The organism is Kitasatospora sp. NPDC056138 (genome assembly GCF_042264695.1).
Taxonomy (GTDB): domain Bacteria; phylum Actinomycetota; class Actinomycetes; order Streptomycetales; family Streptomycetaceae; genus Kitasatospora.
In genome coordinates, this window is record NZ_JBHJVK010000003.1 from 110,385 (window position 1) to 124,480 (window position 14,096).

Genomic DNA, 14,096 nt, shown 5'->3' on the forward strand with positions numbered 1-14,096 from the left:
GCTCGACCCCGTCACTCCTGGAGTCACACCATGTCGCTGCCCCGCCGTGCCCTGCTCGCCGCCTCCACCGGTCTGACGGCCACCCTGCTGCTGACGGCCTGCGGCGGCTCGGGCAGTGCCTCCGCCGACCTGGGCTCCGGCTCCGCCGAGGGCGGTGTCGCACCGGACGGGACCAGGGTCAACCTGACGGCCGACCAGAAGCGGGTCACCGCCGCGAAGGTGGACGCGATCGCCGCCCTCGTCCCGGAGGAGATCCGCAGGCGCGGCACCCTCCGGGTGGTCGACTCGGTCAACACGGTGCCGCCGCTGGACTTCCGGGCCACCGACGACAAGACGATCATCGGGGTCGAACCCGACCTGGCCCATCTGATCGGCGACGTGCTCGGCCTCAAGGTCGAGCTCGACCCGGTCTCCTGGGAGAACGTCTTCGTCGGCCTGGACAGCGGCAAGTACGACGTCGGCGTCACCAACATCACCGTGACCGAGGCCCGCAAGGAGAAGTACGACTTCGCCACCTACCGCCTGGACGTCCTCGGCTTCGAGGCGAAGAAGGGCGGCAGCTGGCGGATCACCGGCCCCGAGGACGTCGCCGGACACACCATCGCCGTCTCCTCCGGCACCAACCAGGAGAAGCTGCTGATCGCCTGGAACGAGGCCAACGTCAAGGCGGGCCTCGAACCCGTGGAGATCAAGTACTTCCAGAACTCCTCCGACTACTACCTCGCCCTCTCCTCCGGTCGGATCGACGCCTACCTGGGCCCCAACCCGACCGCCGCCTTCCATGCCGTGCAGACCGGTGAGACCGAGGTCATCGGCACCTACTCCGGTGGCGGCGACCGGGTGCTCGGCAAGATCGCGGCCACCACCAGGAAGGGCAACGGGCTGGTCAAGGCGCTCGCCGCGGCCATCGACGCGGTGATCAAGGACGGCACGTACGCGCAGGTGCTGAAGCGCTGGGGCCTGGACGGCGAGGCCGTCCGGAGCTCCGAGATCAACCCGCCCGGACTGCCCGGGGCCGAGTGAGCGGAGGGGACGGCCGGGGTGGGGTGACCGGGTCCGGACGCCGGGTGGCCGAGCGGTTGCGCGGGTCGGCGGGCCGGGTGGTTGCCGGGTGGCGGGCGGCAGAGCAGGCTGGAAGTACCGATGGCCCGGGCGGCCGGGCCGGGAGGCGAGGCTTCCGATGAGCAGGCTCGAAGAACAGATCAACGTCGATGTCCCCGCGCAGGAGGTCTGGGCGCAACTGCACCGCATCGACGAGTACCCCATGTTCGTGGACGGGGTGAAGGCTGCCGCCGCGCACGGCAGCAGCCGAGCCCATCTCGATATCAGGATCGGCGACGGCGAGCAGGCGTTCGAGACCCGGCTCGCCGATCGCGGTAACGGCCAGGTGATGGACTGGACGGTGGACAGCCCCGAGCTGAAGTGCGCCTTCGCCGTCAACCCGCTGGACGACGAGCACACCCAGCTGCAGGTCCGGCTGGAGTACGACCCGGAGGCGGTGCGTGCGGCTTTCGGCGGCCCGAAGGGGTTCGCCCAGGTCCACGCGATCGAGGAGACGGTCCGGGCCGACCTGGAGAAGTTCAAGGATCTGCTGGAGAAGCGGCAGTAGTCCCGGAGGCCGTTCCGCCGGTCTCCGAGGTCCGTTCCGCGCACGGCTGGGCCGGGCTGGATCGGGCCCGGCCGGGCCCGGTGGTCCGGTCGCGAGGACGGGAGTGGGCCCTGTGGTTCCGGGTGCCGTCGACAGTCCGAACTCCGTTCGGTTCGGCGGCACTTGGGGCCTGGGCAGGGGCGGGACGCGATGGGGGTCGGGGCGTGCTGGACGGCCGGTCCCGGCTGATCGGAGAACCGGGCAGCCGCCCCGACGGGCCCCTGGCACCGACGGGGCCCTGGACTGGCGGGCCTCGCACCGGCGGCCGCCCGCGACCTCGCCCGCTTCGAGCGCGGCCGACCGGGCCCCGCCCCCGGCGGGGACAGCACCGGCCGGCTACGGCAGGTGGCGGGGGATGCGTTCCAGGACTCCGCCGGCGAACACGTCGTAGAGCGGCAGGGACTCCAGGTGGACGTAGCCGATGTGGCAGTCGCAGACCTCCAGCGGGCAGGGGCGCGGCCCCAGGGCGGCGCGGTAGGAGCCGTCGTACAGGTTCCCCAGCGGGGCGCGGACGAAGTGGCAGCGCTGCACCCCGCCGTCGCCGTCCACCGAGATCACCGACTCGCCCGTGCGGCAGGGCAGGCCGCCGCTCGGGTGCGGGTCGCGGCTGAAGCCGAAGAGCGGGTCGAGCGCCGTCCAGTCGGCGGCCTCGGCATCGGTGTAGCCGCGGCCCTCGGCGGCGTTGACCCACAGGTAGACCTCGGGCGGCAGCTCGGCGCGCAGCCGGCGCGCGGCGGCGAGGTGCCCGGGCTCGCCGACCACGCCGACGCTGTAGCGGACCCCGCGACCGTCCAGCTCGCGGCACTTGGCGAGGAAGCGCTCGTGGGTGACCTGGCCGGGGTGGTACGTCGCCCAGAGGGCCAGGGTGGACAGGTCGGCCCCGGCGAGCCAGTCGGTGCGGGCGCTCAGGTTGGTCTGGATCGCCACCCGGCGGACGTGCGGCAGCCGGCTCAGCTCGGCGAGCGTGCGCCGGTACCAGGACCGGGTCAGGCCCTCGCCCCACGGGGTGAACAGCAGCGACAGGGTGTCGCCGGTCTGACCGGCGGCCCAGGCGGCGAAGCGCTCCAGCGCGGCCCGGTCCGCGCGCAGCCGCTCGGGACTGTCGCGGCGCTTGGCGAACGGGCAGTACGGGCAGTCGTAGTCGCAGGAGGAGAGCGGGCCCCGGTACAGGACCGTCAGGTCCAGCGGGCCCGTGGACACGGTGCCGGGCCCCGGCGGGTGCCCCGGCCCCGGTGCTGCTCCCGGCAGTCCGAGGAAGGTCATTTCGCCTCGTACCCGGCCATCGCGGCCCGGACCGCGGGGGAGAACAGGGCGGGCCCGATCGCGTCGGAGTGCGCCAGCCCCTCGGGGGTCAGCCGCAGGCGCCCGCCGGACTCGGCCAGTTGGCCGCGCTCGGTCAGCGCCGCCAGTTCGGCGGGGAAGTCGGTGGCCGGTCCGGTGCCGAACCGCCGCCGGTAGTCGGCGAGTCCGAGCCCCTCGGCCTGGAGCAGCGACTGGATCAGGTGCCGCCGTCGGGCCTCGGCCGGGGTGATCACCCGGCCGTACTCGGCGTGCGCGAAGTCCCGGGTGGCCACGTAGTCGTCGATGATGCCCCGGACCTCGGAGGTGCCGACCGCGTAGTCGAAGGAGTAGTGCAGGCCCGAGGTGTACGAGCGGGCGCCGCAGCCGAGGCCGACCATGCCGTCCGTCTGGCAGCTGTACTCGCTGCCGCCCGCGTCCGGCGAGCCGAGGCGGCGGAACATCCGCATCGAGACCTGCTGGTAGCCCGAGGCCAGCAGGTGGTCGCGGCCCGCCCGGTAGAGCGCGAGCCGCTGGGCGTCCCACCCGGCCGGGGACTCCTCGGCGGCCCGCCGGGCCAGACCGGTGAGCGGGCGGACGTACAGCGGGTAGAGGTAGAGCTCCTCGGGCCGCCAGGCGAGCGCGGCGTCCAGCGAACGCAGCCAGCTGGCCTCGGTCTGCCCGTCGATGCCGTAGATCAGGTCGATGTTGAGCACCGGGAAGCCCGCCGCCCGGATCCGGCCCAGTGCGGCCTCGACGGCGGCCCGCTTCTGCGGGCGGACGGCCGACCTGGCCTCCTCGTCCAGGAAGGACTGCACGCCGAGGCTGAGCCTGGTGGTGCCGCGCTCGGCGAGGACGGCCAGCCGGTCCGCGGTCGCGGTGTCGGGCGACGCCTCCACCGAGAGCGGGACCGCGCGCAGGTCGACGCCCATCCGCTGCTCGGCTATGTCGCACAGGCGGGCCAGCTCGGCGGCGGTCAGGTAGGTCGGGGTGCCGCCGCCGAAGGCCGCCAGCGCGAAGTGCGCCGAGCCGTCCAGCGCCTTCCGCACGGCCGTGGCCTGCCGCTCCAGCGCGTCCAGGTAGGCCGTCGTCAGGCCCTCGGGGCTGCCGATCCGGGTGAACAGGTTGCAGAAGCCGCAGCGCACCTCGCAGAACGGGATGTGCAGGTAGAGCGAGAGCGCGTGCTGCGGCTCGCCCGCCCACAGGTCGCGCAGCGCCGGGCGCTCCAGCAGCGGGCGGTAGGCCGTCTTGTGCGGCTATCAATGCATCGGTAGATGTATGTTTCCGGCATGAGCGAAGACTTGGTTCAGCGAGCACACTGGGGCGACCTCAGCGGCCAGAACTGGGCAGGCCTAACGCGGCTGTCGTTCGAGCCCGACGAAGACGAGGTCACAGCGACAGCGGACGGCTCCACCGGGGTCCGCTTCACTCCGGCTACCGGTCGAGACATCAAGAATCGTGATGTGCAGGACCAGGACAACCGCCGATACGTGGAGTCCAGGGGTGGCAACTACGTTTACACATACGAGGAGCCTGACACCTCAGCATGGAAGCGTAAGCGCGTCAGGCTGGCCGACGGCCGAATCGTGTATCGCGTGATTCGACCGGTCCTGGAAGGCGCATTTGAGGACTTGAAGCAGGGTGTCGCGCCGAATGGCCAACGGATTGATGGCCTCATTGTGCCAGACCTTGATCGACTCACCCGCGACAATCGGCATCTGGAAGACGCGATCGAGGTGGTGGAGAACTTCGGGCGGCCGATCATCGACATCACCGGAACGCTGGACCTTCTGACCGACAACGGGCGGACCGTGGCCCGCCTGCTCGTTACAGTGTTCAACAAGTCCAGCTCCGACACCGCTCGCCGCGTGAAGCGCAAGCATAGGGCAATGAAGGAGGCTGGAATCTCCACCGGCGGGACACGTCCGACCGGATGGAATTCCGATAAGCGGACACTTCATCCGACCGAATCGAAGGTCCTTCGATCTGCCATCGATCGGGTTTTTGAAGGCGCTTCGCCGTTCACGCTGGCGGGCGAATGGAATCGCAAAGGATTTACTACACCCAAGGGTAATAAGTGGACTGGATATACCGTGCGGTTCGTTCTTCGCCACCCGAGAATTTGCGGGCACAGCTACCGCACGGTGTCCAACTTCGATGCCCTCACCGGAGCCGAGAACAGGCGCATTGAGGTTGTAAGGGATGAGGAGGGGAGCCCCATCGTCGGCAACTGGGATGCGCTGGCATCTCCGGCCGAGTGGGCCGCCTTGGTGGAGATTCTGGGCGACAATCCCGAGCCGGGAAACGGGCACAATGCCCGCAAGCATCAATCCACCGGAACGCTTCGATGCGACAAGAACGACTGCGGTTCCCTGCTGAGGGCTATGAAGGCCCCCAAGAGGGCAAAAAAGCCTGATGACTTCTTCTACTACACCTGCCCCAGCAAGTCGAGCGGGAAAGGCTGCGGCGGAATTACAATCCCCGGCAAGGAAGTAGACGAGGCAGTCAAGATGCTTGTAATTGCGAAGTATGAACTTGAAGCCAGCAAGCGTGAGGCCGTGCAAGCCCCAGAAGAGTGGGACAGGAAGGAAGAGCTTGCGAGGCTGCGCGAGGATATCCAAGACTGGAAGGATCAGCGCGCCGAGCGTAAAGTCAGCAAAGAATCCTTCTTTGCTTTCATTGCGGAATCGGAAGTCAAGGAGCGCGCCCTACTTCGGGAGCGTGCTTCCTACCGTCGGAAATCTGCCAGGCTGCACGAGCAGCCCGTAAATCTCCGACTGGAGTGGGACCACCTGTCTCTTGCCGAGAAGCGCGGATACATCGAACGTACTCTAATCGCCGTGCTCGTGGCGCCTGCTGTGGGGCGGGGTCGCCCGGCCAGAGAGCGACTGACGCCGGTCTACCGGGAAACCCTCTAGAAAGCGAGCGAGGACACAAACTAGCAGCGTCCTCGCTCGTGAGGCGCTCAGTCCCTGCCATGCGGGCGCCGGCCTGCCGCGACATGGGCGAGCAGCCTATGTCCTTTCAGGGTTTCTCAACGAGCTTCGCCTGAAAACTCCCACTCCCAACATCCACCCGGTAGTTGTTCATTATCTCGTCCAACCGCTTGAAAATATGCTCATCCCCCAGGTCCTCTTGGAGGGTTTCCGCGATTTCTTGGGAGCTGATTTCGATGTAGTACTGACCTGGCCTTATCTCCGGGTGCGGCGACGATTCGGCACTACCGGCAGTGATAGTGATGATACTTCCTTGGCGGTCGTGAATCGCGGCCAGTTTCATTGAAGTGCTCACCTCTGAACTTCTATTAAAAGTAGCATTGGTGACTGAATGCATGCAGGTGATCCACCTTACTATTGGCTGAGTGCCGGTATTGTAGAAACTTGCCCCAACCCAATGTTCCACAGGTGCCGGGTCGCCACCCTGGTTGGCCGTCGTGACATGAACCTCTCGCACCGACATGGTAAAGCTGTACGTAGGGTCAGGATAGCCCCAATAGGCGGGAGTTCCGGTGACAGTGTACGTGGCCTCGGTCGCATCGACCGGAAAGCTGAGCCAGTACCCGCCTCCGGGCTGTATCGATTCTTTGGTAAGCCAGTAGTCTGTACGGAATTGGATATGAGGAGTCATGACTGCCTCCATGGATGTTCCATTGTTTGAGAGTGGAGCCGTCCTCCATCACCAATTAGTGCCGATGATGTTGCCGGAACTCGAATGCCAGCCCCGAGTGCCGGTGACATCCCCTTCACCCTGGCCGGAGTAGCGATATCAGCGGAGATTGCTGGTGGCATCGACCCCGAACACGATGTGACCGAATCCGCCAACGTCGCTGACGCCCGAACGCATTCCGCAACCGGCCGATCGCGTTTCCGGAATTCGGATGCCATCCAATTTAGCGTACTCGCCGAGCTGTATCGGGCCGGCAACCGCTATCCGATCGAACCAGAATCTTCCGTTGCTGTTCTCGCGGAAGTACTCGCGCAGGCTCGCCGGATTCACCGGGCTGTCCGTTGCGAACGGAGGGGCTGGGTTTCCGAAGTCCAGACGGTCGTAGTACTCCATCGAATGAACGGTGCTGAAAGCAGGAAATTGCTGTACTCACCCAGGATAATTAGGAGCGGCCGACCGCCAGTCGCACTGTGCCCGGGCTGAGTGATCGCTCCATGTCCGAATTACTCGAGAGTCGGCGTAGTACCCATGACTTCACGATCCCGCGCTGTGTCCAAACGGGCAACTTGGGGGATAGGCAGGCGCATTGAGTAGGTCACTCCTCCGGCGCCTGCCGCCCGAATTCATCGCCGGGGCGGCAGGCCGCCACAGTAGCTACCTTGATCCCTAGGATCGCGTTCATCTGCTGCCACTGCCGGTTGGACCACGGCGGAGCGTCTTGGGCATGTTTCCATGCCCAGGCCCAGCCTTCCAAGTCAGCCCCCTCTTCGCCCCCTGTCATTGCCCTCGGGCCTTGCTATCGCCTAGTTCAAGATCGGCGATCTCGCGGTTCGCTGCGATGTCCTCGGCGATTCCGGCAGCGATGAGCGCTTCGGCGGGAGTGTGCCCGGTACTGACGAACCGCCAGACCGACTCCTTGGTGGTGTCGTTGTCCCAGTCGGTGAACAGGTCGCGGGTGCCGGCTGCGGTGCGAGCGTGTTCGGCGCGGTCGGTGCGGAGTTGGCCGTAGGTGGTGGAGTAGGCGCGGGTCTTGGTGAGGCAGTGGCCTCGGTAGCCGAGCATGTGTGCCCAGGCCCGCAGGCGTAGGTGTTCCAGTTCGGGCAGGCCGCCCAGGCGCCACGCGGTCGAGATGAGCGCCCGCACGTGCGATGTGACGCGAAGGGCCCGGATCGCCGCCAGGGAGTCAATCCGCCGGTCGACCGCGCCAGCCGCTTCGACGCTCTTGGTCGTGTACTTGGCGACGTATGCCGCCACGCCGGGTGGCGGTGGCCACCGGCCCGGCCGATCGGGCCGCCGCCGAGCACGGGGTCCGGGCGGCGTACCGCGCGGCCGGGCTGGCCGAGCCGCGGGCGGTGCTCTGGTTCGGCTCGCCGTTGCAGGCCGCGGCCGCCGCGCTGCTGCTGAGCGGTGGCGCGGACGCGGTCCGGGCGGTGGCCGACGGGCAGGCGGCGGGTGGCCTGCTGGAGGCCGCGGCGGTGCGGCTGGCGGCGTGCGACGCGGGGCCGGGCCGGGCGGGGGCGAGCGTCCGGGAGGCCGTCCGCACCCGGGCCTGGGAGGGGGCGCGCCGGGCGGTGTTCGAGCGGCTCGGCGCTCGGGGCTGGTCTGAGCTGTGGGCGCTGACCGGGGCTGAACTCGCCCCGCAGGCCCAGCTGCTGACCGGCCGGATCCGCAGCGCGGTGACGGACCGGCTGACGGGCGCCGCCGAGCTGTCCGAGGACGCCGACGACGAACTGCGCGAGCGGACGGGGGCCGCGGTCTCCGCCGTCCGCCACGCCCTCCTGGACGCCGTCCTCGGGCAGCACGACGCCCCCTGGCTGGCCGCCTTCGAGACGGCGGGCGCTCTCGCCGTCCCCGCCGTCCCCGCCGGGCTTCCGGGTCTCGGCGCGCTCGCCGAGGTGGCCCGGAACGCCGGCTGGTGGTGGCCGTACGAGCGGGTGGTCCTGCTGACCGAGCGGCCGGTGGAGCTGCACCGCGACGAGGCGGGCCGGCTCGACCGGGCCGACGGCCCCGCGCTGGCCTACCCGGACGGCTTCGAGCTGCACGCCTGGCGGGGCATGCCGGTGCCGTCGGACTTCCTGGCCGGGCTGGCCGGCCTCACCCCGGCCCGGATCCGCGACGAGGAGAACGCGGAGCTGCGCCGCGTGCTGCTGGAGCACTACGGCTACGACCGGTACCTGGCCGACTCCGGCGCCGAGCCGGTGCACCGGGACGAGACGGGTGTCCTGTGGCGGATCCCGATGCCGGACGACGAGCCGGTGGTCATGGTCGAGGTGGTGAACTCCACCGCCGAGCCGGACGGCACCTTCCGCACGTACTGGCTGCGCGTCCCGCCGGGCACCCGGACGGCCCGCGCCGGTGTCGCCTGGACCTTCGGCGTCAACGAGGCCGACTACCACCCGCAGCGGGAGACCTGAGCCGGGGTCACCCGGCCCCCGGCACCCGGTGCCGGCCACCCGGCCGGACGGCTGCTCGCCCGCGCCGCCGAAGCCTGCCGGCCACCGGCCGGGCACGGCCCGGCCGCCCTGTCAAGCGTACGGGCACCTGATTCGTCGGGGCGGCGGCTTGGGCGGATTGATAGGAATTCGCCGACCTGCCACCCCTGGTTCGCAGCCGAGGGCCGTTGATATACCTCGGATGCATACGACGGGAGAGGTCTGCGGGCCTCCCCGCTGGCATGCGACGAACCAGGTGGTGATGGGCAGTGAAGCTCCTCCGTGTGGGCCCCCCGGGCGCCGAGCGCCCGGTGGTACTGGGCCGGGACGGCGCCGCGTACGACCTCTCGGGACGGACCGCCGACATCGACGGGGCGTTCCTCGCCGCGTTGGACCCGGCCGAGCTGGACCGGGCCGTCTCGGCCGGTGAGCTGCCGGTGGCGCGGATCGACGGCCTGCGGGTCGGCGCCCCGGTCGTCCGGCCCGGCAAGGTGGTCGGGATCGGTCTGAACTACTCCTGCCACGCCGCCGAGGCGGGCGCGCGGGAACCGGCCGAGCCGGTGGTGTTCCTCAAGCCGAGCTACACCGTCGTCGGCCCCGACGACGAGGTCCTGGTGCCGCGCGGCAGCGAGAAGACCGACTACGAGGTCGAGCTCGCGATCGTGATCGGCCGTACCGCCCGCTACCTGGAGAGCCGGTCGGAGGCGGCGGCCGTGATCGCGGGGTACGCGACGGTCAACGACGTCACCGAGCGCTCGTTCCAGAACGAGCGCGGCGGCCAGTGGGACAAGGGCAAGTCGGCCGAGACCTTCACCCCGCTCGGGCCGTGGCTGGTCACCGCGGACGAGGTCGCCGACCCGCAGAAGCTCGGCCTCAGACTCTGGGTCAACGGGCAGCTGCGGCAGGACGGCAGCACCGCGGAGATGATCTTCCCGGTGCCGGAGGTCGTGCGCTACGTCAGCCAGTTCATGGTGCTGGAGCCCGGTGACGTGATCATCACCGGCACTCCTGCCGGCGTCACCCTCGGCCACCCGGGCACGCCCTTCCTGCGTCCGGCCGACGTGGTCGAGTGCGAGGTCGAGGGCCTGGGCCGACAGCGCCAGGTACTCGGCAAGGCGTAGTCGCCCGGCGCGCCCGCGACCCGGCGCGCAACTCTGGCGGCACGCCCGACCCTTGGCACGGGGGTCGGGAGCCCCGCCAGCATCCGGGCCGCTACCGGCCCACTCTCAGCCCGCGCAACTGCGCCACCAGCACCGCCGCAGGGCCGTCCGCCGCCTCCAGCGCCAGCAGCCCCGCCAGTACCTGGGCGGTCTGCCGGTCGTGCCGGGCCGTCGCCGCGCTCATCGCCACGAACTCGTCCACCAGCCAGGCGCAGAGCGAGTCCTGCGGGATCTGCCGCCCCTCGTCGAGCCAGCTCAGCGCGGACGCCTCCACCACCGAGATCCAGACGCGCACCAGCAGCGTCAGCCTCGGCCCGGCCTCCCGCAGGCCGAGGTAGCGCAGGGTCCGCCGGAGCGCCGCCCGCCGGACCTCGTCCACGATCGCCGAGGTCCGCGCCGTCTCCGCCACCGAGCCGCCGCGCAGCAACGCGGCGTAGCCGGCGTGGTGCTCGGCGACGAAGCCGAAGTACCGGTTCAGCACGGCGGCCAGCTGTTCGGTGGGCGTGCCGGCCACCGGTACCGAGAGCCGGCCGGTCAGCTCCTCGGCCGCACTGCGCAGCGCGGCCTCGTACAACTGCTGCTTGCCGCCCGCGAAGTACCGGTAGACCAGGGGCCGGGACGCCCCGGCGGCCTCGGCCACGTCGTCCAGGCTCACCTCCTCGGGTGCCCGGGTGCTGAACAACTCCAGCGCCACGGAGATCAGTTGCTCCCGCCGCTGCTGCACCGTCAGCCGCCGGTACCCGGAGCGCCTCGCCCGGGGCTCACCCGTGGGGGGAGTCGCTGTGCCGCTCGCCGGGTGCGCGGAGCGCGGAGCCCCGTCACCGGCCCCGGGGGTGATCGCTGAGCTGGTAGCCATGCGCGTCAGCGTAATGGCCGTCCTGCCGTTCGACTCCTGGCCGGAACTCCCCTTCTTTCGTACCGGAGCCCCCGGTCGCCCGCCGGTGGCGGGGGTGCGGCAGGAGCCGCTCCGGGTGGTGAAGGGCCGATCCGGTCCGGCGGGTCACCCCGGCACTCCGCCGTCCCGCGTCCCATCATGGGCCGAGAGCCCCGGCCCGGGGCCGCGAGGGAAGGCCGAACAGCCGTGCAGCAGCAGGCGGTCCAGGGCGGCGGCGGGCGCACGGAGCACCCGGCGGTCCGGGCGTGGCGGTGGATCAGGCGGTGGGTGGCGGCCGCGCCGGGGACGTACGTGTGGTTGCTGCTCCTCGCCGTCACCAGTTTCGTGGTGGCCCGGATCGACCCGGCGAACCTGCACTGGTTCCTGGCGAAGCGCAGCACCAACATCGCCCAGTTGCGCTCGCACCCGCTGCACGCCCTGATCGCCAGCGCCGTCTGGACCGCGCAGGCCGACTTCCTCTTCTACTTCGTGATCTTCCACGTCTTCCACGTCCCCGCCGAACGGTGGCTCGGCACGCTGCGCTGGCTGACCGTCGCGCTCACCGCGCACGTGCTGGCCACCTTCATCAGCGAGGGCGTGATCGCCTGGGGCGTGGGCCAGGGACGGCTGCCCCCGAAGCTGGCGCACACCGTGGACGTCGGCGTCTCGTACGCACTGGCGGGGGTGGAGGGCGTGCTCACCTACCGGTTCGCGGGCCGTTGGCGCTGGGCGTACGCGGGCGGGCTGCTCCTCTTCTACCTGGTACCACTGGTCCGTTCGCACACCTTCACCGATCTCGGCCACTTCTGCGCGGTCCTGATCGGTCTCGGCTTCCACGGCTTCGCGGCCGGCCGGCCGACCTGGGATCCCGCGGACCTCTGGCGGACCCGGCGGCGCAGGGCCCGAACTCCGGTGGCCGACGATCGTTCAAAAGGCTCTTGAAAACCGGCTCTGCTGCGAAAGGATGGCCGAATGGCTGAAGAACTGACCAACGCGCACGCAGACGGCACCACCCCCCGCCGCATCGCCGACGCCTATGTCCACGCGCTCGCCGAGCTCGACCCGCTGACCGCGGTGTACCTCGGCATCAACCCCGAGGACGACCGGCTCCCCGACCTCTCCCCGGCCGGCCACGAGGAGCTGGCCGACCTCGCCCGCCGCACCCTCGCACAGCTGGACGCCGCCGAGGCGGCCGACCCCGACCAGGACGAGGCCGAGCGCCGCTGCGCCCGGCTGCTGCGCGAGCGGCTCACGGCCGAACTGGCCGTCCACGACGCGGGGGAGAACTTCCGCGCGGTCCGCAACCTCGGCTCGCCGCTGCACAACGTGCGCGAGGTCTTCACCCTGATGAGCACCGACACCGACGAGCAGTGGGCGATCGTCGGCCGCCGCCTGGCCCGGGTCCCGGCCGCGCTCCGGCAGTACCGCGAACTGCTCGCGGAGGGTGTCGAGCGCGGCCTGCTGGCGGGCCCGCGCCAGGTCACCACCGTGGTCGGCCAGATCGCCGAGTGGCTGGAGGGAGAGGTCCCCGGCGGCTGGTTCGGCACCTTCGTGCAGGACGCCCCCGAGGCGCAGCGCGAGGCCCTGGGCGCCACCGCCGTCGCGGCGACGGCCGCCATCGCCGAGCTCCGCGACTGGCTGCGCGACGTCTACGGTCCGGCCGCCGCCGAGACCCCGGACGCCGTCGGCCGGGAGCGCTACACCCGCTGGGTCCGCTACTGGACGGGTGCCGAGCTGGACCTGGACGAGGCGTACAGCTGGGCCTGGGGCCAGTTCCACGACCTGGACGCGCAGATGCGGGCCGAGGCGGAGAAGGTGCGCCCCGGCGCCACCCCGATGCAGGCCATGAAGTGGCTGGAGAGCGACGGCCCGTCGATCAAGGGCGCGGAGGAGGCCCGCAGCTACCTCCAGGGCCTGATGGACCAGGCGATCGACGACCTGCAGGGCAAGCACTTCGACCTGGCCGAGCCGCTGCTCAAGGTGGAGTCGCGGCTGGCCCCGCCCGGCAGCGCCGCCGCGCCGTACTACACCGCGCCCTCGCTGGACTTCTCCCGTCCGGGCCGGACCTGGCTGCCCACCCTCGGCCGGGAGACCTTCCCGGTCTGGGACCTCGTGTCCACCTGGTACCACGAGGGCGTCCCCGGCCACCACCTCCAGCTCGCGCAGTGGACGTACGTCGCCGACCGGCTCTCCACCTACCAGGTCACGCTCGGCGGCGTCAGCGCCAACCTGGAGGGCTGGGCCCTGTACGCCGAGCGTCTGATGGACGAGCTCGGCTACCTCACCGACCCCGGCCACCGCCTCGGCTACCTGAACGCGCAGATGATGCGCGCGCTGCGGGTGATCGTGGACATCGGCATGCACGCGGGCTTGGACTTCCCGGCCGACTCGCCGTTCAAGCCGGGCGAGCGGATGCTGCCGGACGACGCGCGGGAGTTCTTCGGCCGGTACTGCGGCCTGTCGACCGACTTCCTGGACAGCGAACTGGTCCGCTACCTCGGCATGCCGGGCCAGGCGATCGGCTACAAGCTCGGCGAGCGCGCCTGGCTGCAGGGCCGCGCCGAGGCCAGGGCCCGGGCCGAGGCGCGCGGCGCCGAGTTCGACCTCAAGGCGTGGCACATGGCGGCCCTCTCCCAGGGCTCGCTGGGCCTGGACGACCTGGTCGCGGAGCTCGGCGCGCTCTGAGCCGCGGTTCCCGGGCCCACCCGGGGTGCCGTCCGACCGGCCCCGCGACGGCGCGGGGCCGGTCCGCACCCCCCCCGCAGCCCGGCAGCCCCGGACGCCGGGTAGCACCGGAGGCCGGGAGGGCAGTCCCAAATTCGGACAAATTCCCGTCCGACTTATTGCCCGCGGCCGGTCGGCGGGCTTTCCCTTGAGAGAGCGCTGCTGAGAGAGCGCTGCGCACGCCACGTCCAGCTCCTCGACGGAAGGCGGCCGACCGTGTCATCCCCGCACGCCTCCCCGCACGCCTCCCCGCACGCTCCCGACGACCGCCCCCGCAGCCGGGAGCCGGTGGCCCGCCGCCGCTGGTGGACCCT

12 protein-coding genes and 1 pseudogene are annotated in these 14,096 nt (G+C 70.6%); 7 read left to right on the forward strand and 6 right to left on the reverse strand.

Going from position 1 to position 14,096, the window contains the following annotated elements:
* The first annotated feature begins 30 nt into the window (after positions 1 to 30).
* Positions 31 to 1,023, forward strand: a complete 993-nt coding sequence (locus ACFC1R_RS03410) for an ABC transporter substrate-binding protein (RefSeq protein WP_375931910.1) — start codon at positions 31 to 33, stop codon at positions 1,021 to 1,023.
* 157 nt (positions 1,024 to 1,180) lie between these two features.
* A complete protein-coding gene (locus ACFC1R_RS03415; RefSeq protein ID WP_375931913.1) occupies positions 1,181 to 1,609 on the forward strand; it encodes an SRPBCC family protein in 429 nt (142 codons plus the stop codon).
* Positions 1,610 to 1,984: 375 nt separating this feature from the next.
* Here ACFC1R_RS03415 and ACFC1R_RS03420 read toward each other — a convergent pair whose 3' ends face one another.
* Positions 1,985 to 2,833: an STM4011 family radical SAM protein gene (locus tag ACFC1R_RS03420; protein WP_375932267.1), complete on the reverse strand. Its 849-nt coding sequence runs from the start codon at positions 2,831 to 2,833 to the stop codon at positions 1,985 to 1,987.
* A 74-nt stretch (positions 2,834 to 2,907) separates the two neighbouring features.
* Positions 2,908 to 4,182, reverse strand: a pseudogene (locus tag ACFC1R_RS03425) (STM4012 family radical SAM protein); the annotation flags it as partial.
* A gap of 33 nt (positions 4,183 to 4,215) precedes the next feature.
* Between ACFC1R_RS03425 and ACFC1R_RS03430 the strand changes: the two are divergent.
* Positions 4,216 to 5,844: a recombinase family protein gene (locus ACFC1R_RS03430; protein WP_375931916.1), complete on the forward strand. Its 1,629-nt coding sequence runs from the start codon at positions 4,216 to 4,218 to the stop codon at positions 5,842 to 5,844.
* A gap of 106 nt (positions 5,845 to 5,950) precedes the next feature.
* Here the strand turns inward: ACFC1R_RS03430 and ACFC1R_RS03435 are convergent, their stop codons facing one another.
* The 3 genes from ACFC1R_RS03435 to ACFC1R_RS03445 all read right to left on the reverse strand — a co-directional run bounded on the left by ACFC1R_RS03435 (position 5,951) and on the right by ACFC1R_RS03445 (position 7,846).
* On the reverse strand, positions 5,951 to 6,565 hold the full coding sequence (locus ACFC1R_RS03435) for a hypothetical protein (protein WP_375931919.1): 615 nt from the start codon (positions 6,563 to 6,565) through the stop codon (positions 5,951 to 5,953).
* 126 nt (positions 6,566 to 6,691) lie between these two features.
* Positions 6,692 to 6,985, reverse strand: coding sequence for a hypothetical protein (locus tag ACFC1R_RS03440; protein ID WP_375931922.1), 294 nt, complete (start codon positions 6,983 to 6,985; stop codon positions 6,692 to 6,694).
* A gap of 384 nt (positions 6,986 to 7,369) precedes the next feature.
* Positions 7,370 to 7,846: a replication initiator gene (locus tag ACFC1R_RS03445; RefSeq protein ID WP_375931925.1), complete on the reverse strand. Its 477-nt coding sequence runs from the start codon at positions 7,844 to 7,846 to the stop codon at positions 7,370 to 7,372.
* Between ACFC1R_RS03445 and ACFC1R_RS03450 the strand changes: the two genes are divergently transcribed.
* Both ACFC1R_RS03450 and ACFC1R_RS03455 read left to right on the forward strand, forming a co-directional pair.
* A complete protein-coding gene (locus tag ACFC1R_RS03450; protein ID WP_375931928.1) occupies positions 7,837 to 9,006 on the forward strand; it encodes a DUF6745 domain-containing protein in 1,170 nt (389 codons plus the stop codon). The genes ACFC1R_RS03445 and ACFC1R_RS03450 overlap by 10 nt on opposite strands.
* A gap of 287 nt (positions 9,007 to 9,293) precedes the next feature.
* The gene (locus ACFC1R_RS03455; RefSeq protein ID WP_375931931.1) at positions 9,294 to 10,145 is read left to right on the forward strand and encodes a fumarylacetoacetate hydrolase family protein; all 852 of its coding nucleotides are present in this window, start codon (positions 9,294 to 9,296) and stop codon (positions 10,143 to 10,145) included.
* Positions 10,146 to 10,236: 91 nt separating this feature from the next.
* Here the strand turns inward: ACFC1R_RS03455 and ACFC1R_RS03460 are convergent, their stop codons facing one another.
* A complete protein-coding gene (locus tag ACFC1R_RS03460; protein ID WP_375931934.1) occupies positions 10,237 to 11,040 on the reverse strand; it encodes a TetR/AcrR family transcriptional regulator in 804 nt (267 codons plus the stop codon).
* 225 nt (positions 11,041 to 11,265) lie between these two features.
* Between ACFC1R_RS03460 and ACFC1R_RS03465 the strand changes: the two genes are divergently transcribed.
* Positions 11,266 to 12,000 carry a rhomboid-like protein gene (locus ACFC1R_RS03465; RefSeq protein WP_375931937.1) on the forward strand — a complete coding sequence of 245 codons (735 nt, stop codon included), beginning with the start codon at positions 11,266 to 11,268 and terminating at the stop codon, positions 11,998 to 12,000.
* A gap of 30 nt (positions 12,001 to 12,030) precedes the next feature.
* Positions 12,031 to 13,743: a DUF885 domain-containing protein gene (locus tag ACFC1R_RS03470; RefSeq protein ID WP_375931939.1), complete on the forward strand. Its 1,713-nt coding sequence runs from the start codon at positions 12,031 to 12,033 to the stop codon at positions 13,741 to 13,743.
* The last annotated feature ends 353 nt before the right edge of the window (positions 13,744 to 14,096 follow it).